18 protein-coding genes and 2 tRNA genes are annotated in these 20348 nt (G+C 71.5%); 2 read left to right on the top strand and 18 right to left on the bottom strand.

Annotation, left to right across the window (positions count from 1 at the left end):
- Positions 1-122 precede the first annotated feature (122 nt).
- From FB462_RS07995 to FB462_RS07975, 5 genes are all read right to left on the bottom strand, one after another.
- Entirely contained in the window at positions 123-956 is an 834-nt protein-coding gene (locus FB462_RS07995; protein WP_141861239.1) for a DUF1684 domain-containing protein, read from the bottom strand.
- Entirely contained in the window at positions 953-2080 is a 1128-nt protein-coding gene (locus tag FB462_RS07990; RefSeq protein ID WP_141861237.1) for an AI-2E family transporter, read from the bottom strand. The genes FB462_RS07995 and FB462_RS07990 overlap by 4 nt, the downstream gene beginning before the upstream one ends.
- A 34-nt stretch (positions 2081-2114) precedes the next feature.
- Positions 2115-2189, bottom strand: a tRNA-Ile gene (locus FB462_RS07985).
- Positions 2190-2200: 11 nt separating this feature from the next.
- Positions 2201-3412 carry a glycosyltransferase gene (locus FB462_RS07980; protein WP_141861234.1) on the bottom strand — a complete coding sequence of 404 codons (1212 nt, stop codon included), beginning with the start codon at positions 3410-3412 and terminating at the stop codon, positions 2201-2203.
- 209 nt (positions 3413-3621) lie between these two features.
- Complete coding sequence (locus tag FB462_RS07975) at positions 3622-4533, bottom strand: DMT family protein (protein ID WP_180225180.1); 912 nt, start codon at positions 4531-4533, stop codon at positions 3622-3624.
- Positions 4534-4572: 39 nt separating this feature from the next.
- On the opposite strand from FB462_RS07975, the gene def reads away from it, so the two are divergent.
- Positions 4573-5148: a peptide deformylase gene (def, locus tag FB462_RS07970; RefSeq protein ID WP_141861232.1), complete on the top strand. Its 576-nt coding sequence runs from the start codon at positions 4573-4575 to the stop codon at positions 5146-5148.
- Between the two features lie 55 nt (positions 5149-5203).
- Here the strand turns inward: def and FB462_RS07965 are convergent, their stop codons facing one another.
- The 11 genes from FB462_RS07965 to dusB all read right to left on the bottom strand — a co-directional run bounded on the left by FB462_RS07965 (position 5204) and on the right by dusB (position 18890).
- Positions 5204-5692 carry a hypothetical protein gene (locus tag FB462_RS07965; RefSeq protein WP_141861230.1) on the bottom strand — a complete coding sequence of 163 codons (489 nt, stop codon included), beginning with the start codon at positions 5690-5692 and terminating at the stop codon, positions 5204-5206.
- A 313-nt stretch (positions 5693-6005) separates the two neighbouring features.
- Positions 6006-6078, bottom strand: a tRNA-Asn gene (locus FB462_RS07960).
- Between the two features lie 128 nt (positions 6079-6206).
- A complete protein-coding gene (locus FB462_RS07955) occupies positions 6207-7220 on the bottom strand; it encodes a D-isomer specific 2-hydroxyacid dehydrogenase family protein (protein ID WP_141861228.1) in 1014 nt (337 codons plus the stop codon).
- Entirely contained in the window at positions 7217-8149 is a 933-nt protein-coding gene (locus FB462_RS07950; RefSeq protein WP_141861226.1) for an ATP-binding cassette domain-containing protein, read from the bottom strand. The genes FB462_RS07955 and FB462_RS07950 overlap by 4 nt, the downstream gene beginning before the upstream one ends.
- A gap of 146 nt (positions 8150-8295) precedes the next feature.
- Complete coding sequence (locus tag FB462_RS07945) at positions 8296-9981, bottom strand: ABC transporter ATP-binding protein (RefSeq protein ID WP_141861224.1); 1686 nt, start codon at positions 9979-9981, stop codon at positions 8296-8298.
- Positions 9978-10973: an ABC transporter permease gene (locus tag FB462_RS07940; protein ID WP_058742427.1), complete on the bottom strand. Its 996-nt coding sequence runs from the start codon at positions 10971-10973 to the stop codon at positions 9978-9980. The genes FB462_RS07945 and FB462_RS07940 overlap by 4 nt, the downstream gene beginning before the upstream one ends.
- A 2-nt stretch (positions 10974-10975) precedes the next feature.
- The gene (locus FB462_RS07935; RefSeq protein ID WP_188868870.1) at positions 10976-12082 is read right to left on the bottom strand and encodes an ABC transporter permease; all 1107 of its coding nucleotides are present in this window, start codon (positions 12080-12082) and stop codon (positions 10976-10978) included.
- An 84-nt stretch (positions 12083-12166) separates the two neighbouring features.
- Complete coding sequence (locus tag FB462_RS07930) at positions 12167-13783, bottom strand: ABC transporter substrate-binding protein (protein ID WP_058742429.1); 1617 nt, start codon at positions 13781-13783, stop codon at positions 12167-12169.
- Positions 13784-14218: 435 nt separating this feature from the next.
- Positions 14219-16138 carry a DNA primase gene (gene dnaG, locus FB462_RS07925; RefSeq protein WP_141861222.1) on the bottom strand — a complete coding sequence of 640 codons (1920 nt, stop codon included), beginning with the start codon at positions 16136-16138 and terminating at the stop codon, positions 14219-14221.
- 293 nt (positions 16139-16431) lie between these two features.
- Positions 16432-17721, bottom strand: coding sequence for a deoxyguanosinetriphosphate triphosphohydrolase (locus FB462_RS07920; protein ID WP_141861219.1), 1290 nt, complete (start codon positions 17719-17721; stop codon positions 16432-16434).
- Positions 17718-18890 carry a tRNA dihydrouridine synthase DusB gene (gene dusB, locus FB462_RS07915; RefSeq protein WP_141861217.1) on the bottom strand — a complete coding sequence of 391 codons (1173 nt, stop codon included), beginning with the start codon at positions 18888-18890 and terminating at the stop codon, positions 17718-17720. The genes FB462_RS07920 and dusB overlap by 4 nt, the downstream gene beginning before the upstream one ends.
- 48 nt (positions 18891-18938) lie before the next feature.
- Here dusB and FB462_RS07910 point away from each other — a divergent pair, with 48 nt between their 5' ends.
- Positions 18939-19424: an aminoacyl-tRNA deacylase gene (locus FB462_RS07910; RefSeq protein ID WP_058742433.1), complete on the top strand. Its 486-nt coding sequence runs from the start codon at positions 18939-18941 to the stop codon at positions 19422-19424.
- A gap of 16 nt (positions 19425-19440) precedes the next feature.
- On the opposite strand, the gene FB462_RS17280 is transcribed toward FB462_RS07910, so the two are convergent.
- Positions 19441-19605 (bottom strand): hypothetical protein, encoded by a 165-nt coding sequence (locus FB462_RS17280; protein WP_167510044.1) that lies wholly within the window; start codon positions 19603-19605, stop codon positions 19441-19443.
- A gap of 5 nt (positions 19606-19610) precedes the next feature.
- Entirely contained in the window at positions 19611-20345 is a 735-nt protein-coding gene (locus FB462_RS07905) for a DsbA family oxidoreductase (RefSeq protein WP_058742434.1), read from the bottom strand.
- Between the last annotated feature and the right edge of the window lie 3 nt (positions 20346-20348).

The following is a 20348-nucleotide window of genomic DNA, read 5'->3' as shown; positions in this document are numbered from 1 at the left end:
CCTGTGGTGCGGAGTCCCGGAACGGGACATCGGTATCCGATTGTGATGTCCTTGCGGACACGCCCATTATGCATGTCACCGGCTGCGAACGCCACACCCGGGCCGCACGGATCGCGGCGACGTCAGTGCATGACGGCTCCGGTTGCGTCGACCGGGTGGCGCTCCCCCGCGCGGAGCGGGACCGGGATCCGGTTCTGCTCGGGTGGGATCGGGCAGGCGAACTGGAACGAGAACGCGCACGGCGGCAGGACGAGGCGGTCCCAGTCGAGCAGCACCTCGGCACCGGAGTCGTCGGCGGCGAGGGCATCGGCGCCGGGGTCGTCGAGGTACAGGAAGCGGCCCATCGAGTACGAGCTGCCGGGGTCGTCCTCGGGCAGGGCGCTCGTGGCGTCCTGCACGATGAGCTGCAGGCGGGCGACACCGTGGTGGACCGCGGAACGCACCGCCAGGAGCTCCAGGGGGGCGCCGTCGACCTCGGTCGAGACGGTGCCGGCGACCACGAGCGGATCGCCGGCGGCGTCGACGACGCTGCCACGATCCTCCTGGCCGGTGGTCGCCCGGAACCTGCCGGAGGTGACGTGCGACGGCGACGCGTCGAAGCGCGCGATCGTCGCGAAACGGGTGACCGCGTCGCTCGCCGGGTCCCACACCCGCAGCGTGTGACCGTGCACCGTGGCGGCCGTGCCGTCCGCGAAGGCGACCGTCGAGGGGACGACCGCCTGGTCGCCGGCGACGAGCACCGCCCCGTCGACCGGGAACCCGTCGACGACGATGCCGTCCGCAGCCTCGGCCGTGACCGTCAGTCCGCCGGGTGCCGGCGCCCACCGCCCCGGCACAGGCCAGACCGGCTGGGGCTGTTCGACGAGCTGCGTCGTCACCAGCGCGAGCGGTCCCCGCGCGCTGCGGGCCCAGTGGTCGCGCTCGGCGACGTGGTCCGCCAGGGACGGCTCGGTCACGACTGCTCCTGGCGGGGGTAGATGACCTTCTGGACGATGATGATCACCGAGGCGGCGAACGGCACGGCCACGAGCGCGCCGAGGACTCCGCCGATCGTGCCGCCGGCCACCGCCGCGATCACCACGAGGGCGCCGGGGACCTGCACCGCACGGGACATGATGCGCGGCGAGATGAGGTAGGCCTCGACCTGCATGTAGACGAGGTAGTAGATCGCCGCGGCCAGTGCGGTCGCGGGCGAGGCGAACAGGCACAGCAGCGAGATGATGATCGCTGCGGCCAGCGTGCCGACGAGCGGGATGAGCGACCCGAGGAACGCGAAGGTCGCCAGGAGCACCGGCAGCGGCGCCCCGATGATGAGCAGGAACACGAGGCTGAGGATGCCGTTGATGAGCGCTTGGCTGATCTGCCCGACGACGTAACGACCGACCGCCTGGGTGATCTGCTCGCTGACGTCGATGAAGTTCTCGCGCCGGGTGGCCGGGACGAACCGGTACGCCATCGACTTGAGGCCGCGCATCGACGCCAGGAAGTACAGCATCAGGATGATGACGATCACGGCGCCGGTCAGGCCGGAGAGGATCCCGCCGCCGACCGCCAGGATGCCGCCGCCCAGGCTGAGCAGGTTGCCCGGGTCCTCGACGAAGGACTGCAACGACTGCAGCGCGTGGTTGATGTCGAACGAGCCCGCGAACTGCTGCGAAAGGTCCTGCACCCACTCCTGCCGCGAGATGTCCTGCACGATCTCAGGGAAGTTCTGGATGAGGTTCGTCGCCTGCTGGATGAGGATCGGGACGACCGCGAACACGACCCCGGCGAAGGCCGCGAGGACCCCGACGACCACGATCGTGATCGCCGACCACCGCGGGATGTACCGCTCGAGGAACGACACCAGCGGGTCGATGCCGAGCGACAGGAACAGGGCGACGCCGATGTAGACGAGGACCGTGCTCAGCTCGCTGACGATCGTGCCCACGAGCAGGGCGATCAGGACGCCGAGCGCCCCCGTGAAGCCGATCCGGAAGGCGTTGACCCGGACCCCGGTGCCGGCCTGGGTCGTCTCGAACGTCACGTTCGGGGTCGGGCCGTGCTCCTCCGACTCGTCGTGCTTGCGCTTGAACTGCATGGGAGACGGGTCAGCCTTCCTCGGGCGTTTCGCGTAGGGCGGGCGGGACTTGAACCCGCGGATCGTTCGGTTATGAGCCGACTGCCTTGACCAGCTTGGCTACCGCCCCTCGGAGGCCGTTCAGGCCACCGCTTCCCCACGATACAGCGACTCGAACGTCGACAGCGTGCGGTTGATGTCGTGTGCCTCGATCATCGCCAGGCTGCGCTCGCGCATCGTCGTGTAGTCCTCGTCCGACGCGGTCAGCACCGTCGTGAGCTTCGCCGCGAGGTCGGCGGCGTCGCCCGGGGTGAAGAGGTACCCGTTGCCGTCGATCAGGTGCGGCAGCGCCATCGAGTCGGCCGCCACGACGGGCAGCCCGGAGGCCATCGCCTCGAGCGAGGAGATGCTCTGCAGCTCGGCCGTCGACGGCATCGCGAACACGGTGCCGTTCGTCAGGGCCTGCCGCTTCGCCTCGTCCGTGACGAAGCCCGCGAACCGCACCCGGTCGTCGAGGCCGAGCTCGTGCACGAGCGCCGTCAGCTTCGGGATCATCTCGCCGCCGCCGACGATGGTCAGGTGGGCCTGCAGCTCGGCGGGGATGAGCGGGAGCGCCCGTACCAGGACGTCGAGGTTCTTCTCGGGGGCGACGCGGCCGACGAAGACGATCTCGTTCGTGGCCGGTCGTCCCGGTCGCGCGGTGTAGCGGGAGGCGTCGATGCCGCACGAGATCGCGAGGACCTGCTGCCCGGCGATCGCCTTGCGCAGGTAGTCGGCGGCGAGCACTGTCGGCGTCGTGATCGCGTCGGCCAGCCGGTAGGTCTTGGCGGCGTCGTTCCAGGCGATCTTGAGCGCGATCGGCAGCGTGAACCGACCGAACGGCGTGTACTCGAGCAGGTTCTCGGGCATGAAGTGGTTGGTGCCGACGACGCGGATGCCGCGCTCGTGGGCCTCCTGCACGATCCCGCGCCCGATGACGATGTGGGACTGGATGTGCACGACGTCCGGCTGCACGGCGTCGAGGATCGGGCCGGTCCACTTGCGGACGCTCCAGGGCCAGACGAAGCGGAGCCACGCGTGCCACGGCCACTTGTACGACTTCAGCCGGTGCACCGTGAGGGTGACGCCGCGGTGCTCCTCGTCGAAGGTGCCGTGGTGGGCGCTCGACGCCGGGGCGACGACGTGGACCTCGTGCCCGCGTTCGGCGAGGCCGACGGCGAGCTGCTCGGCGAACGTGGCGGCGCCGTTGACGTCCGGCGGGAAGGTGTCCGCGGCGATCAGGACACGGAGCGGTCGGGAGCCGCCCGTCGCACCCGTCGGTTCGGCGGTGGCGGTGGTGGCGTCCTCTGACACGGCTGGCGTCGTCCTCTCGTGGGCGGGTGCTGGTCGGTCCTCGACGGTACCGCACGCTCCCGGAGGGACGCGTCCGCCTCGCGGCGGACCCGGGCGGCGGTCAGGCGGGCAGGCGGCAGCGCGCAGCACAGCGCCGCTGGTCAGCTCCGCACAGCGCCGCTGGTCAGCTCCGCACAGCGCCGTCGGTCAGCTCCGCACAGCCCCGCTGGTCAGCTCCGCGACTCCGGGTGGTGCTTGGCGAGCAGGAAGACCCCGGTGATTGCCACGACCGCGGCGACGAGGAACCCGAGCACGGCGAACCAGGGCGCCCCCTCGGCCTCGCCGAGCACCAGGACACCGATGCCGACCGCCACGATCGGGTCGATCACCGTGAGCCCGGCGATGACCAGGTCGGCCGACCCGCTCGAGTACGCGTTCTGCACGAAGTACCCGCCGAGCGCCGCCGCGACGACGACCCCGACGATCGCGAGCACCGTGAGCCAGTCGAACGTGCCGGCGACGAACCGGTTGAGCACGACCTTCGCGAGCGTCGCGACGAAGCCGTAGAGGACGCCCGCCGCGACGATGTAGTACAGCGCGACCTGGTGCTTCGCGGCGAACCGGAACGAGACGAGCACGACCGCCAGCACCACGACCAGGATGAGCAGGATCGTCGTCAGCTGGGCGGCGTCGATCGCGCTCTCCCGACCGACGAAGGCTGCGATCGCGACGAAGATCCCGACGCCGACGATGCACGTCCAGACGGCGCGACGGGCTTGCTGCCCGAGCGGCCGGCCGCTCGACCGCGACGAGAACCACGTGGTGATGACGAGGGCCACCGCCCCGAGCGGCTGCACGACGATGAGCGGCGCGTTCGTGATGCTGAAGAGCTGCAGGACGACCGCGAGCCCGAGCATGAGCGTGCCGAGCACCCAGTACCCGCTGCCGAGCAGCGCGAGCACGTGCCGGACCGAGAGCCCCTCGGACTGCCGGCCGAGCTTGGCCTCGACCCGCTGGACTCCGCGGCTCTGGAACTGCGCGCCGAGCGACAGGAAGACCGCACCGACGAGGGCGACGGGGATCATCAGGGCCTGGAAGGGTGTCAGGTTCACCGCATCCGGGATCGGGAGGTCCGTCGTCACGCGATGAGGCTACCGGTCACCGCCGGATAACCTGGGTGAATGGCCGTTCTCCCCATCCGCATCACCGGCGAACCCGTCCTGCACGAGCGCGCAGCCGAGGTCACCGTCTTCGACGACGACCTGCGCACCCTGGTCGACGACATGTTCGAGACCATGGACCTGGCCCCGGGGGTGGGCCTGGCCGGCCCGCAGGTCGGCGTCGGGAAGCGGCTCTTCGTGTACGCATGGACCGATGATGATGAGGTCCTGCACCGCGGCGTCGCGGTGAACCCCGTGCTGTGGACGAGCCCGCTCGTGCCCGAGGCTGTGGAGGAACTCGACGAGGACGACGAGTCCGAGGGCTGCCTCTCGATCCCGGGCGAACGCTTCCCGCTGCGCCGCGCCGAGGGGGTCCTGCTCCGCGCCGTCGACGCCGAGGGCACCCCGTTCGAGGTCGAGGCCCACGGCTGGCTCGCCCGGATCTTCCAGCACGAGTACGACCACCTCGACGGCTACCTGTACGCCGATCGCCTCGGGCACCCCTACGCCAAGCAGGCGGCGAAGGCCGTCCGCAAGAACAGCTGGGGCGGCCCCGGCAAGTCCTGGCTCCCCGGCCGCGACCACCCCGAGGGCTGACGCGGCGCGGTCAGGTGCGGACCGGCGCGCTCACGGACCGGCCAGGAGGCGCGGGTCACCCCCGGTGGGCGAGCAGCGCCTCCTGCAGGCGGTCCCGCTCCGGGTGGCCGGGGCAGTACTCGAGGAGTCCGGCCGCCACGCGCGCCTGGTCGTCCGTCTCGACGGCGGAAGTCCACGGTGCGACCCCGCGCTCCGCGCAGGTCGCCGCGAGGTCGCGCAGGTCGACGGCGTCGTCCGCTGCGCGGACCGCCGCCTGCTGCTGCGCGGACATCTCGGTCCCGGTGATCGACTTCGCCGTGCAGTCCGTCCGGTCTGCCTCCCACGCGGCCGCGTAGGTCGTGTAGGTCTCCGTCGCGTCGCCCTGCCCCGTGCGGCACACGAACGCGAACACGATCGGCGCGCTGCCGGACGCGGCGACCTCGGCCCCGGAGGTGGCGTCGACCGAGCCGTCCAGCTCGGGCTCCACCCCGGCCGTGCACCCCGCCAGCCCGAGCGCCGCGGCGACGACGACCGTCGTGGCGAGGGCGCGGCGCAGGGTGATCACCTGTGAACGCTAACAGCTTCCGTCCGGGCGCGACCTGCGAACCCGGCGCTGGCAGGCCGACCCGCCACGGCCAGCGGCCCCGAGACCCAGCCCGCCCCGGCCGGCGGCCCGAGACTCGGCCCGGTGGACAAGACTCGCGGCGCGCAACGCGCGTCTCGCCCGCAAGCGCGGGACTCGGCGCACGCGGTCCGGGCGACCATCCCGCGCGCGGCCCGCGCGGCCCGCGCCCGGACCTCGCGCACCCGAACCACGCACGCGAACCTCACCCCGGAACGCGAGAAGGCCCCCACCGCGAACGGTGAGGGCCTGCCTGCTCCCCGAGTTGGACTCGAACCAACAACCTGCCGGTTAACAGCCGGCTGCTCTGCCAATTGAGCTATCGAGGATCACTGCCCGCTGAGGTGAACCCCCTGCGAACAACGGGTACCAGCATAGCAGGACGCGGCGCCCGCTCCGCGCATCCGCCGCGCATCCCGGGCGCGCCGCCTCCGGAACCCGCGACGTCCGCGCGCGGTCAGTACCCGGCGGCGGGGTCGACCACCCCGACGAACCCCTCGCCCGCACCGCCCAGGAACGCGGTCGTGTTCGTCCGGACCCGCTCGGCGAGGAGCGGCGCCACCATCTTCGGCGTGTCCGCCTGGTGCGGCGTGATGACGACCCCGGGTGTGGTCCACAGCGGGTGTCCGTCCGGCAGCGGCTCGGGATCCGTGACGTCCAGCCCGGCGCCGGCGACCTCGCCGTCGTGCAGCGCGGCCACCAGGGCGTCGGTGTCGACCAGACCGCCGCGGGCGATGTTCACGATCCGGGCGCTCGGCTTCATGCGGACGAACTGCGGTGCCCCGAGGAGCTTCGCGGTGCCGCTCGTCATCGCCGCGGCGACCATCACGACGTCGGCGTCCGGCAGCACGGCGTCGAGCTCGTCGGTCGTGACGGTGCGGTCGGCGCCCGGGACGGGGTCGCTCGAGCGCCGCACCACGGTCACCGACACCTCGAACGGTGCGAGCAGTCGGATGTACTCGAGCGCGATGCCCCCGGCGCCGATGACCACGACGTTCCGGCCGTACAGCGAGACGCCCTCGGGCTCGGTCGCCCACGAGGTCGCCCGCGCACGCTTCGGCAGGACCCGCAGCGTCGCGAGCGTCAGGGCCAGGGCGTGCTCGGCGACCGGTTCGGCGTACGCGCCCTTGGCCGAGGTGAAGAGCACCCGGTCCCCGTGCTCCTCGATGAGGTGGGCGAACGCGTCCACCCCCGCGAACGGCAGCTGCACCCACCCGACGCCCGGCGCCCGGTCGAGCGCCGCGGCGAGCCCGTCGGGGTCGCGCGCGTCGAGCCAGACGACCGCGCGGGTGTCCTCGTCGAGCGGCGCGACCGTCCCGCCGGCGTCGGTGACCGCTGCGACGTGCAGGTCGGCCGGAGACGGCAGGATCGCGACCGGTCCGGCGGTGGGCGGCGCCACCGGGAGCGGTGCGCCGGCGTCGGTCACGACGGCACGGTGGCCGCGGGTGGGGGTCCCGGTGGTGGTCGTCATGCGTGCTCCTGTCGTTCGGCGCGAGGGCCGGTGCCGGCCGCGGCGACGGGCCGACGGGGTACGGCGGACCGTGCCCCGGAAGCGGTGGCGGGTCGGCGCTTGACCGGCCGGGACGCCGTCGCCGCCAGGGTCTTGACGTACGGGTCGACGGGGTTGTCGAGGACCTCGTCGAAGGTGCCGAGCCCGACCACACGGCCGTCGGCCATCACGGCGACGCGGTCGGCCAGGGCACGGGCCTCGCGGAGGTCGCTCGAGACGACCACGGCGGAGAACTGCCGGCCCCGCTGCAGGTTCGTGAGTGCCTCGAGCACGGACTGCCGCACGAGCACGTCGACACCGCGGGCCGGCTCGTCGGCGACGAGGAGCTGCGGCTCGAGGACGAGCGCACGGGCGAGGGCGACGCGCTGCCGCTGGCCGCTCGAGAGCTCCCAGGTGTTCAGTCGCATGACGCCGAGCGGCAGGTGCACGGCGTCGACCAGGCGGGCCACGATGAGCCCGGCCTCCTTCCGGTCGAAGCGACGGTCGCGCACGTAGATCGGTTCGGCGATCGCCTCGCCGACGGTCAGGTCCGGGCTCAGCCGGTCGGCGCCGTCCTGCGGCAGGTACCCGATCCGACCGGTCAGCCGGGCGGCCTTGCGCGACGTCGGTCGGAGCCCGCGCACCTTCTGCCCGAGCACGGTGAGCTCGCCACCGGTGATGTGCCGTCGGTGCGCCCCCTCGCCCTCGCCGGTCGCGCCGAGCTGGCCGGCGATCGCCGCGGCGAACGTGGACTTGCCCGAGCCGGACTCGCCGAGCACGGCGAGGATCTCCCCCTGTCGGACGGTCAGGCTCACCCCGTCGACGGCCCGGATCGCGGCTGCGCCGCGAGCCCCCCGGTACTCGATCGAGACGTCGTCTGCGACGACCGCCGGGCCGTTCACCGCGATCATGGATCCCCTTCCGCGGCGCCCCTGACTGCGACCGCGCCTGTCGGTCGCGACGGTGCGGTCACGACGTGGTGCGGTGGAGGTGACCGCCTGGAGGCGCGACCCGCGTCGCGGACGCGGGTCGCGCCTCCAGGCTGGTCGCCACCGGATCAGGACCCGGCGTGCTCCAGTTCGACCAGCGTACGCCGTCGCTCGGCCTGCTCGGCCGGGTCCGGGACCGGCAGCGACGCGAGGAGCCGCTGCGTGTACGGGTGCTGCGGCGCGCCGAGCACCTCGGCGGTCGTGCCGGTCTCCACGAGGTCGCCACGGTAGAGGACCGCGATGCGGTCAGACAGCGCCCCCACGACCGCCAGGTCGTGGCTGATGAACAGCGAGGCGAAGCCGAGGTCCTGCTGGAGCTCGAGGAACAGCTCGAGCACGCGGGCCTGCACGGACACGTCGAGCGCGCTCGTCGGCTCGTCCGCGATGAGCAGCTTCGGCCGGAGCGCGAGCGACCGGGCGAGCGACGCGCGCTGCCGCTGGCCACCGGAGAGCTCGTGCGGGTAGCGGTCGCCGTACGCGGCGGGCAGCTGCACCGCCTCGAGCAACTCGTCGACGCGCTTCCGGGCGGCTCGGGGGTTCCGGACCTCGCCGTGCACGACGAGGGGTTCGGCGACGCACTCCGCGATCGTCAGCAGCGGGTTGAACGAGGTCGCCGGGTCCTGGAAGACGAACCCGATGTCCTTCCGGTGCCGCTTGAAGTCCCGTTCGCGGTACCCCAGCATCTCGGTCCCGAGGACGTTCAGCGAGCCGCCCGTGATCCGGGTGAGTCCTGCGATGGCCCGGCCGATGGTGGTCTTGCCGGAGCCGGACTCCCCCACCAGGCCGAGGACCTCGCCCGGACGGATCGCCAGGTCGACGCCCTTCACCGCGCGGAACGCCGGAGAGCCGAGCCGGCCCGGGTACTCGATCTCCAGCCCGCGGGCCGACACGAGCGGCTCGACGTCCTCGGTGATCGCGGCACGACGGGCGGTCCCGGTCGAGGCCTCGAGCCGAGGCACGGCGGCCAGGAGCTTCTTCGTGTAGTCGGCCTGCGGCGCCGCGAAGAGCTCGGCGACCGGGGCCTCCTCGACCACCTCGCCCTGGTACATCACGGCGACGCGGTCGGCCAGGTCGGCGACGACGCCCATGTTGTGCGTGATGATGACGATCGCCGCGCCGAACTCGTCGCGGCAGCGGCGGAGCAGGTCGAGGATCTCCGCCTGCACCGTCACGTCGAGCGCGGTGGTCGGCTCGTCGGCGATGATGACGCTCGGCTCGAGGGCCAGGGCGGACGCGATGACGACGCGCTGCTTCTGCCCGCCGGAGAACTGGTGCGGGTAGTGGTCGACGCGCTGCTCCGGGTCGGGGATGCCCACCCGCCGCAGGTAGTCGACCGCCTTAGCCCGCGCCTCCTTCTTCGAGACGCCGCCGTGCGCCCGGAGGCCCTCGGCGATCTGCCACCCGACCGTGAAGACCGGGTTGAGCGCCGTGGACGGCTCCTGGAACACCATCGCACCGGCGGTCCCGCGGAGCTCCCGCAGCTTCGCCGGGCCGACGCTGACGACGTCGGTCCCGTCGAGGTACACCGCGCCGCCGAGCGTCGCCGTCTCCGGCATGAGGCGGAGCATGCTCCGGGCCGTGACGGACTTGCCCGATCCGGACTCGCCGACCAGGGCCAGGACCTCGCCGGGACGGACGTCCAGGCTGACACCTTTCACGGCGTCGACGGCGCCGCCGTCGGTCGCGAAGGTGACGGTCAGGTCGTCGACGACCGCGACGGGTGCGTGCTGCTGGTCGTTCGCTGCGCCGGTCATGCCGTCGCCCCTTCCGTGGTCGCGGCCTGCTTGCGCGACACCAGCTGCTTCAGCCGGCGACGGGCGCGGAGACGCGGGTCGGAGATGTCGTTGAGGCTCTCGCCGATGAAGGTCACGCCGAGCACGAGCACGACGATCGCGACGCCGGGGAACACGCCGGTCCACCAGACGCCGGAGGCGACGTCCGACAGCGCGCGGCTGAGGTCGTAGCCCCACTCGGCGCCCGCGGTCGGGCCGATGCCGAACCCGAGGAACCCGAGGCCGGCGAGCGTCAGGATCGCGTCGCTCGCGTTGAGCGTGAGGATGAGCGGGAGCGACCGCGTCGAGTTCCGGAGCACGTGGCGCGTCATGATCCGCCACGGGTTCGTGCCCACCACGCGGGCGGACTCGACGAAGGCCTCGTTCTTCAGCCGGACGGCCTCGGCACGGACGACGCGGAAGTACTGCGGCACGTAGACGACCGTGATCGAGATGGCCGCGGCGACGATGCCGCCGGAGTAGCTCGAGTTGCCGCCGGAGATGACGATCGAGACGACGATCGCCAGGAGCAGCGACGGGAACGCGTAGATCGCGTCCGCCACGACGACGAGCACCCGGTCGAGCCAGCCGCCCAGGTAGCCGGACACCATGCCGAGGATGACGCCGATCGTGATCGAGACGACCACGGCGACGATGACCACGAGCACCGCGGTCCGCGCGCCGAACACGACGCGGCTGAACACGTCGAACCCGCCGACCGTGGTGCCCCAGATGTGCTCGGGGCTCGGAGCACCGGTGCGCGGGAAGCCCTGGCCGTCGGCGCCCTGCAGCTGGCCGAAGCCGTACGGGGCGATGAGCGGCGCCGCGATCGCGACGATCAGGTACAGGGCGCAGATGACCACGCCGGTGATGAGCATGGCGCGCTGCCAGCCGGTGCTCCGGCGGAGCTGGACCACCACGGGCAGCCGCTTCCAGAGCGGCTCGTGGCGGTCGACGAGCGAGACGTCGGCCATCGCTAGAACCTCACTCTCGGGTCGATGAGCGCCGCGACGACGTCGACGACGAAGTTCGTCACGGCGACGATCACGGCGAGCATCGCGACGATGCCCTGGACCGCGACGAAGTCGCGGGCCGACAGGTACTGGTTGAGCTCGAAGCCGAGTCCTCGCCAGCCGAAGGTGGTCTCGGTGAGCACCGAGCCGCCGAGCAGCATGGCGATCTGCAGACCCATCACGGTGATGATCGGGACCAGCGCCGGACGGAACGCGTGCGTCCGGACGAGGCGAGCCTCCCGGACGCCGCGCGAGCGGGCCGCGTCGACGTACTCGGAGCCGAGCGTGCCGATCATGTTGGCGCGCACCAGGCGCAGGAAGATGCCGGCGGTGAGCAGCCCGAGCGTCAGCGCGGGCAGAACGGCGTGCGCGAGCACGTCGCCGATGATCTGGGCGTTGCCGGTGCGGAGCGCGTCGACGATGTAGATGCCGGTCGCGCCCGGGATGTTGTCGAGGACGAGCGACACCCGGGTCGACGCGCGGTCGCCGAGCGGCAGCCACCCGAGCCACACCGAGAAGACGAGCTTGAGCAGCAGGCCGCCGAAGAAGACCGGCGTCGCGTAGGTCAGGATCGCGAGCGCACGGAACAGCACGTCCGGCCACTTGTCGCGGACGTACGCGGCGAGCATGCCGAGCGGGATGCCGAGGACGAGCGCCACGATGAGCGCCCAGAACACGAGCTCCGCGGTGGCACCGCCGTACGTGACGATGATCTCGGTGATCGGACGGTTGTCGGTCGACGTCGTGCCGAAGTCGCCGCGGACGATGTTGCCGAGGTACTCGAGGTACTGCACGATGACCGGCCGGTCGTACCCGGCGGCGTGCAGGCGCTCCTGGAGCTGCGCCGGCGTCAGGCGACCACCGACGGACGCGGTGATCGGGTTGCCGATGACGCGCATCAGGAAGAAGACGAGCGTGACCAGGATGAACACGGTCGGGAAGATGAGGAGGAAGCGGACCAGGATGTACCGGCCGAGCCCGCCGCCCTGCCCGCGGGCACGTCGCTGTGCCTGGGGCTTGGTGGGGTCGGTGGCCAGCTCCGAGGTCGCCTCCGGGGTGCTGAAGGTCACGAGGACGGGTGCCTTTCGGTGCCGTTCGGGACGCGGCCACGGGGGCGTTCCTCGTGGGAACGCCCCCGTGGGCCGACGCCGGTGTTACTTGGAGAGGGTGGCGTAGCGGAACTTGTACGAGGAGTCGAGGACCAGGCCCTTGACGTCCTTCGAGGCGACCGCGACCGACTTGCCCTGCAGCAGCGGCAGCGTCGAGATCTGGGTGGCCTCACGCTCCTGCGCCTGCTCGATCAGGTCGGCACGCTTGCTCTTGTCCGATTCCTGCTGCTCCTGCGAGATCAGGTCCTGGATCGTCGGGTCGTCGTAGTGGTTCTGCACGAAGTTCTCCTTCGTGAAGAACGGCGACAGGTAGTTGTCGGCGTCCGAGAAGTCCGGGAACCAACCGAGCTGGTACACCGGGTAGGCGTCCTTCGTGCGCTCCTGCGCGTACGTCGTGTAGACCGTCGACTGGATGTTCACGGTGAACAGGCCCGAGTTCTCGAGCTGCGTCTTGAGCTCGGCGTACTCGTCGTCCGAGGTCGAGCCGTAGTGGTCCGGCGCGTACTGGATGTCGAGCTGGACCTTGCCGGTGACGCCGGCCTTGGACAGTGTCTCCTTCGCCTTGTCGACGCTCGGACCACCGTTGCCGTCGCCGTAGAGCTGCTCGAACGGCTTCGCGGCACCGGTCAGGCCCTCGGGGACCATCGAGTACAGCGGCGAGTAGGTGTCGTTGTAGACGTCCTTGGCGAGCTTCTCGCGGTCGACGACGTCGGCGACGGCCTGACGGACCGCGAGGGCCTTCGTCTCGTCCTTGTCGGACTGGCTCGCACCGAACGGCTGCGTGTTGAAGTTGAAGACCAGGTAGCGGATCTCGCCGCCGGGGCCGTCGGTGACCTCGAGCTTGGAGTCCTTACGGAGGTCCGCGATGTCGGTCGGCGTCAGGGAGCGGTACGCCACGTCGACGTCGCCCTTCTGCACGGCGAGCTTGAGGTCGGTCTCCTTGGTGTAGTAGCTGGCGGTGACCTCGTCGGTCTTCGCCTTGCCGAGGAGCCCGTCGTACTTCGGGTTCGCCTTGTACTGGATGGTGTCGTTCTCCTTGTACGAGGTGATCTCGTACTGCCCGGCGAACGCCTTGCCCTTGACGATGTCGGCCGCGGGCGTGAGCTTGTCGGCCGAGAACACCTGCTCGTCGACGATCGGGCCGGCGGGGCTCGAGAGCACCTGCGGCCAGGTCTGGTCGGCGTGGTCGAGGTTGAACACCACCGTCGTGTCGTCCGGGGTGTCGATGCTCTTGAGGTTGGCGAGCAGCGACTGCGGGCCGTTCTCGTTGTTGATCTTCAGCTCGCGCTCGAACGAGAACTTCACGTCGCTCGACGTGAGGTCGTGGCCGTTCGCGAACTGCAGGCCCTTCTTGAGCGTGACGGTGTACGTCGTCGGGTTCGTGAACTCGCCCTTGGTGGCGATGTCCGGCTTCACGTCCGGGCTGTTGACCGGGGTGTTCATCAGGAACGGGAACACCTGGTTCTGCACGGCGAAGGAGCCGTTGTCGTAGGAGCCCGCCGGGTCGAGGGACGTGATCTTGTCCGTCGTGCCGATGCTGATGCCGTTCAGGGCGGTGTCGGAGACGCTGCTGCTCGCGCAGCCCGTGAGCACCAGCGCCGTCGCTGCTGCCCCGGCGCCGAGCGCGAGACCGCGCTTGCCCCACTTGGTCACGGATGCCATGTCCGCTCTCTCTCTGGTGATGGTTGCAAGGGTCCTGGACAGGGCGGTGGTTCGACTGTGTGCCCGGCCAGGAACGCTCATTGGTACCACCCTGACACGGAATCTCCGGCGCCGGAGGGCATTTGTTTACACCCTTGTAATGCAGGACCGCGTCGCATGGCGCATGATGCGCGCGTGGCGCCCCGGCGTGTCACGCACGATTGTTGCGTTCGGCAACGGGGCCGCGCGAGCAGGCCGAGCGTGCCACTTGTGGCCCGCTCGGCGCTCCAACCCGACACTTCTCGACCGCTCGAAGTCGAGCACGCGGCGTGTCCTGCCCGTTCGGCGGAGGGCAGACAGCGGGCATGCCGGGCAGCGCGTACGCCGGACAACGGGCACGCCGGCCAGCGGGCACGCCCGACAGCGGGCACGCCGGACGGCGAGGAGGACGAGTCCCTAGGCGGACGCCTCGCCGTCGGCCCGGAGCCGCATGCGCTGGGCGTCGAGCTCCACGAGCTCTCGCTGGATCTCGGCGCGGCGGTCGCCCTGCTCGTGCGGGTCGGCGCGCTGCAGCTGCCCGAGGAGCGCGGCCTTGCGGGCGAGCAGGTCACGCTCGACCAGGGCCTGCACGATGCTCCGGGCGTAGAGCGCGAGGTCCTCGTCGGTGCGGGCTGGGATCGGCGCGAGCGCGAGCTCCTGCACGAGGCCGCGGAACGGCGCCGGCACGTCCTGCAGCAGCCGGTCGAGCCAGTCCCCCGCGCCGATCGCGTCGACGTTGGCCACGACGGCGTCACGGACGACCGACAGCATCGGCGCCGAGAACGTCGCCGATGCAGCGAGCCAGATCAGCGGCGTCCCGACGTACCCGGGCTGCTGCACCATCGCCATCACGGCGTCGCGCTCCATCCGGGTGACCGGGTCGTTCGGCAGCAGTCGAAGCCCGGCCACGGGCTCCTCCGGAGGGGCGACCAGCTCGCCACCGGGACCCGCCTGTCCGACCGGCACCGAGCCTCCTGACTGGTCCTGGCGAGTCGATCCCTGCCGCTGCCGCGCGTTCTCGACCGCGCGCCGGACCTCCGGGATGTCGATACCGAGCCACTTGGCGGTCTCGCGGACGTAGGCGCTGGCCAGGGTGCGGTCGCGGATGCCGGCCACGACGGGTGCGGCGTCGCGGAGCCCGGCGACCCGGCCCTCGGCGGTCTCGATGTCGTGGGACGCCAATCGGCGACGGATCATGAACTCGAACATCGGGCGCTTGGTCTCGACGAGCCGCTCGATCGCGGCGTCACCGCGCGTCAGCCGGAGGTCGCACGGGTCGAGGCCACCCGGCGCGACCGCGACGTAGGTCTGCGAGGCGAACCGGCTCTCCTCGGCGAAGGCGCGTGCCGCGGCACGCTGCCCGGCCTCGTCCGGGTCGAACGTGAAGACGATGTCGCCGAGCTGCGACAGGTGCGCACCGGCCGAGTCGCCGAGCATCGGCCGCAGGACCTTGATGTGGTCGACCCCGAAGGACGTGCCGCACGTCGCGACCGCGGTGGTCACGCCCGCGAGGTGGCACGCCATCACGTCGGTGTAGCCCTCGACGATCACGACCTGCTTCTGCTTCGAGATGTCCCGCCGGGCGAGGTCGAGCCCGTAGAGCACCTGGCTCTTGTGGTAGATCGGCGTCTCGGGGGTGTTGAGGTACTTCGGCCCCTTGTCGTCGTCGAGCAGGCGACGCGCACCGAAGCCGATCGTCGCGCCGGTGACGTCGCGGATCGGCCACATCAGGCGTCCGCGGAAGCGGTCGTACGGCGACCGGTCCCCCTGGCCGGCGAGTCCGGCGGCGAGGATCTCGTCCATCGAGAACCCGCGGCTGCGCAGGTGCTCGCGCGTCGCGTCGTACGACTGCGGCGCGAAGCCGACCCCGAAGTGCTGCGCGGCGGCGGGATCGAACCCGCGCTCCCCGAGGAACCGGCGGGCGGGTTCCGCGCCCACGGTCGTGAGCTGCGCCTGGTAGAACGCCAGCGCGGCTTCGTTCACGGCGATCAGCCGCGCGCGCTGGTTGTAGTCGGTGCGGGGTCCGTCGCCTTCTTCGTAGTGGAGGGTGAAGCCGATCTTCGCCGCCATCCGCTCGACGGCTTCCTGGAAGGTCGTGTGGTCCTGCTTGATGATGAACTCGAAGACGTCGCCGTCCTCACCGCACCCGAAGCAGTGGTACCGACCGACCTGGGGCCGCACGTGGAAGGACGGGGATCGCTCGTCGTGGAAGGGGCAGAGGCCCTTGAGCGACCCGACACCGGCGGACTTCAGCGTGACGTAGTCGCCGACGACGTCGGCGATGTTGACACGCGAGCGGACCTCGTCGATGTCGTTCCGCGCGATCCTGCCAGCCACCCTTCGATCCTAGTTCGTGCCGGTGACCCCGGCGGACGGTCGCGCCCGCCTGTGGACGAGCGTCCGCCTGTGGACGGGTGACGGCCTGGAGGAGCGGGGCACGTCCGGCACGTCGACTGCGGTCGCGGAGAGGTCCGGGCCGGAGGCGTCCACGTCCGCGTCCGCGCCCGGTCCCGCCGAGACGGTCCGGTCGCGCCGAGACCGTCACCTCCCACCGAGACGGTCCCGGAACCGGCGGCGTCCCGCGCGCACGAGGGCGTCTCGCGGGTCCGGGACCGGCACCGGCACCCGGCTCAGACCGGGATGTGCGTCGTCTCCCGCTCACCGACGACGAGCCGCCTGTGCCACGCCAGTGCCCCCTGGTCGGTCAGGCTCGCCACCTGGTCGACCACGGCCCGCAGCCGCCCGGCGTCGTCGGACGCCGCTCGCCAGTCCGCCGCGAAGCCCGGCTCGAGGTCCGCGCTCCCCGTCGCCGCGAGGGCGTCGAGCAGCTCGGTGAGGACGCGACGCTGGTCCTCGTACACCGGCTGCCGGTCCCCCTGGGTCATCACGAACGCCGCGACGATGCCCTTGAGCACCGCGATCTCCCCGATGATCTCGGGCGGGGTGACGACGGACGCCGCGAACCGCACGAGCGACCCGGACGCGTAGGACTCCCGTGTCGCCGCCGTCGCCGTGCGCGCGAAGCGCCCGATGAGCTGCGACGTCAGGTTCTTCAGCCGCGCCATGTCCCGCCGCGACCCGTCGTACGAGGTCATCCACAGCGGCAGGGAACGCAGCCGGTCGAAGGCCTCGAGCAGCTCGTCGCGGCTGAGGTCGGACCCCACCCACGCGTGCATCGCCGTGACGATGTCGTTCTCGCCGACCCGGTCGCCGAGCGCCGCCACGTCGATGAAGCCCGCGACGACCGCGTCCTCGAAGTCGTGCACCGAGTACGCGATGTCGTCGGACAGGTCCATGACCTGCGCCTCGATGCACCGCTGCCGGCGGGGAGCCCCCGCACGGAGCCACTCGAAGGCGTCGTGGTCGTCGTCGTAGAAGCCGAACTTCGTGCGCCCGGACGACGCCTCGGCCACACCCTGCGCCGCCGGCCACGGGTACTTGCAGCTCGCGTCGAGGGAGGCCCGGGTGAGGTTGAGCCCGTACGGACGGTCGTCGTCCGGACCGACGCCGTAGACCTTCGGCTCGAGTCGCGTGAGCAGACGCAGGGTCTGCGCGTTGCCCTCGAACCCGCCGATCCCGGCAGCCCAGGCGTTCACGGCCGTCTCGCCGTTGTGGCCGAACGGCGGGTGGCCGATGTCGTGCGCCAAGCAGGCCGTGTCGACGACGTCGGGGTCGAGCCCGAGCGAGTCGGCGAGCTCGCGGCCGACCTGCGCGACCTCGAGCGAGTGCGTCAGGCGGTTCCGCGCGAAGTCGAGCCCCGTGGTCGGGCTGAGCACCTGGGTCTTCGCGGCGAGCCGCCGGAGCGCGCTCGAGTGCAGCAGTCGGGCACGGTCGCGGGCGAAGTCGGACCGACGGTTGCCGTGGGTCTCGGGCAGCCAGCGCTCGGCGTCGGCGGGCCCGTACGAGGCGGTGGCGCTCATCCGCCGCTGTGGTGCAGCTCGGCGGCGGCGAGGACCTTCCGGAACGCCTCGTCGACGTCGCGGGACTCGAGCCAGCGGTCCGGAAGGGCCGTGCGCTTCGGGTGCCCAGCGCGACCGCGCGGCCCCTCGACGTCGGCGCCCGGGTACGGGGCCGACCAGTCGAGCTGCCCGAGCAGGTCGTCGATCTCCTGCAGGCTCGACGCCATCGACAGAGCCGAGCGGACGTCGCCGCCGATCGGGTAGCCCTTGAAGTACCAGGAGACGTGCTTGCGGGCGTCACGGCAGCCGTGGTCCTCGGACCCGAAGAACTCGACGAGCAGCTCGGCGTGCCGGCGGAACGCGTTCGCGACGTCGCCGAGGGACGGCATCGCACGGACGTCCTCGCCGCGGAACGCCGCCGCGAGGTCGCCGAACAGCCACGGACGCCCCAGGCACCCGCGGCCGACGACCACGCCGTCGCAGCCGGTCTCGTCGACCATGCGCAGCGCGTCGGCGGCGGACCAGATGTCGCCGTTGCCGAGCACCGGGATGTCGGTGATCGCTTCCTTCAGCGTCGCGATCGCCGACCAGTCCGCGTGCCCGGAGTAGTGCTCGTTCGCGGTGCGGGCGTGCAGCGAGATCGCGGCCACACCCGCGTCCCGGGCGATGCGCGCCGCGTCGAGGTACGTGAGGTGGTCCGCGTCGATGCCCTTGCGCATCTTGACGGTCACCGGGACGTCACCGGCGGCCTTGACGGTCTTCTCGACCAGGTCCTTGAACAGGTCGAGCTTCCACGGCAGGGCCGCTCCCCCGCCCTTCCGCGTGACCTTGGGCACCGGGCACCCGAAGTTCAGGTCGATGTGGTCGGCCCGGTCCTCGCCCACCAGGATCGTCGCGGCCTCGGCCACGGTGTTCGGCTCGACGCCGTACAGCTGGATCGACCGGGGCGTCTCCGACTCGTGGTGCTGGATGAGCTGCATCGAGACCGGGGTCCGCTCGACCAGGGCGCGCGAGGTGATCATCTCGCAGACGTAGAGACCCGCGCCGTACTCGCGGCAGAGTCGGCGGTAGGCCATGTTCGTGATGCCCGCCATCGGAGCGAGCACCACGGGCGCGTCGACCTCGATGGGGCCGATGCGCAGGGGCTTCGCCGGTCGGGTCGCCGTCCGGGGCGCGTCAGTGATCGTCATACGTCGTCCATTCTCCCATGCCCGTTCCGCGCCGGTAGCGTTCTCCACATGTCCGACACCGCCATCGCCCGCTTCGACGCCGACGCAGCAGCCAGGGGGCTCGACGTCGAGGTCGTCGAACGCCCCGCGGCCGACTCGCTCGAGCAGGCCGCCGCACTGCTCGGGATCATCCCGGGCGACATCGTCAAGACCCTCGTCGTCAAGCGGCACGACGGCGGCTTCCTGCTCGCGCTCGTACCGGGAGGGCGGAGCATCGCGTGGAAGAAGCTCCGCACGGTCGTCGGGGTCAACAAGCTCTCGATGCCCGACGCGGCCACCGCGCTCGAGGCCTCGGGCTACGAGCGCGGCACGATCACCCCGATCGGTGCGACGGGTGACCTGCCGGTCGTCGCCGACGAGCGCGTGCTCGGCCGACGGATCGCGCTCGGCGCGGGACGGCACGGCGCGAGCGCGTTCGTCGACGCGGACGCCCTGGTCGCCGCCTACGACGCGACGGTCGCGGACATCACGGACGAGGAACCCGTCCGGGGCTGACCCGGGCGCGGGTCCGTCAGTCCGGGACCTCGGTCCAGCTCCCCTCGGCGCCGGGCACGAAGCAGCTGTCGCCCTCGCAGACCGGCGCGCCGCCGGTCACGGGGAACGTCAGCAGTGCGGGTCCGGCGGACGGGTTCGACCCGGCCTGGAGGCCCGGTGCGGCCCCGCCGGTCGTCGTCACGTCGCTCACCGGGCCGCCGCCGCATCCGCTGCCGCGTCGTCCTCGGCGCGCTGCTGCTCAGCTGCGAGCTCCTCGGGTGTGGACGAGCGCAGCGCCACGACCTGGCGGAGCACCTGCTCGAAGGCCGCCGGGTCCTGGGCGCCGGAGACGCCGTACTTGCCGTCGATGACGAAGAACGGGACGCCGTTGATGCCGAACGCCTGTGCCTGGGCCTGGTCGGCACGGACGGCGGCGAGCTGCCCGTCGTCGCGCAGGGTCGTCAGGACCTCGTCGCGGTCCAGGCCGACCTCGGCGGCCAGGTCCGCGAGGGACTCGTCCTGCCCGACGTGCTCGCCCCGCTCGAAGTACGCGGTGAAGAGCCGCTCGACCATGTCGAGCTGCTTGCCGTGCTGCTTGGCGAGGTGGATGACCTGGTGCGCCTTCACAGTGTTGGTGTGGTGCATCGCGTCGAAGTCGTAGTCCAGGCCGACACCCTCTGCGATGCCGGCGACGTGCTCGAGCATCTGCTGCGCTTGCTCGACGGGCATGCCCTTGTGGCCGGACAGGAACTCGGCCTCGGTTCCCTCGAAGTCGACCGGGGTGTCCGGGCTGAGCTCGAACGAGTGGTACTCGACCTCGACGGGCGCGGCGTCGGGGCCGGCGCCGAACGCCGCGGCTCCCGCCTCGAACTTGCGCTTGCCGATGTAGCACCAGGGGCACGCGATGTCGGACCAGACATCGACCTTCACGGAGTCGTTCACGCG

Source organism: Curtobacterium citreum (assembly GCF_006715175.1).
Lineage (GTDB): Bacteria > Actinomycetota > Actinomycetes > Actinomycetales > Microbacteriaceae > Curtobacterium > Curtobacterium citreum.
This window is presented reverse-complemented; position numbering and strand designations above follow the sequence as displayed.

Bases quoted from the DNA above. Each gene is read 5' to 3' on its own strand.
- def (WP_141861232.1), top strand. From the start codon at position 4,573: ATGGCCGTTCTCCCCATCCGCATCACCGGCGAACCCGTCCTGCACGAG.
- FB462_RS07950 (WP_141861226.1), bottom strand. From the start codon at position 8,149: ATGATCGCGGTGAACGGCCCGGCGGTCGTCGCAGACGACGTCTCGATC.
- FB462_RS07910 (WP_058742433.1), top strand. From the start codon at position 18,939: ATGTCCGACACCGCCATCGCCCGCTTCGACGCCGACGCAGCAGCCAGG.
- FB462_RS07955 (WP_141861228.1), bottom strand. From the start codon at position 7,220: ATGACGACCACCACCGGGACCCCCACCCGCGGCCACCGTGCCGTCGTG.
- FB462_RS07930 (WP_058742429.1), bottom strand. From the start codon at position 13,783: ATGGCATCCGTGACCAAGTGGGGCAAGCGCGGTCTCGCGCTCGGCGCC.
- FB462_RS07945 (WP_141861224.1), bottom strand. From the start codon at position 9,981: ATGACCGGCGCAGCGAACGACCAGCAGCACGCACCCGTCGCGGTCGTC.
- FB462_RS07990 (WP_141861237.1), bottom strand. From the start codon at position 2,080: ATGCAGTTCAAGCGCAAGCACGACGAGTCGGAGGAGCACGGCCCGACC.
- dusB (WP_141861217.1), bottom strand. From the start codon at position 18,890: ATGACGATCACTGACGCGCCCCGGACGGCGACCCGACCGGCGAAGCCC.
- FB462_RS07920 (WP_141861219.1), bottom strand. From the start codon at position 17,721: ATGAGCGCCACCGCCTCGTACGGGCCCGCCGACGCCGAGCGCTGGCTG.
- FB462_RS07940 (WP_058742427.1), bottom strand. From the start codon at position 10,973: ATGGCCGACGTCTCGCTCGTCGACCGCCACGAGCCGCTCTGGAAGCGG.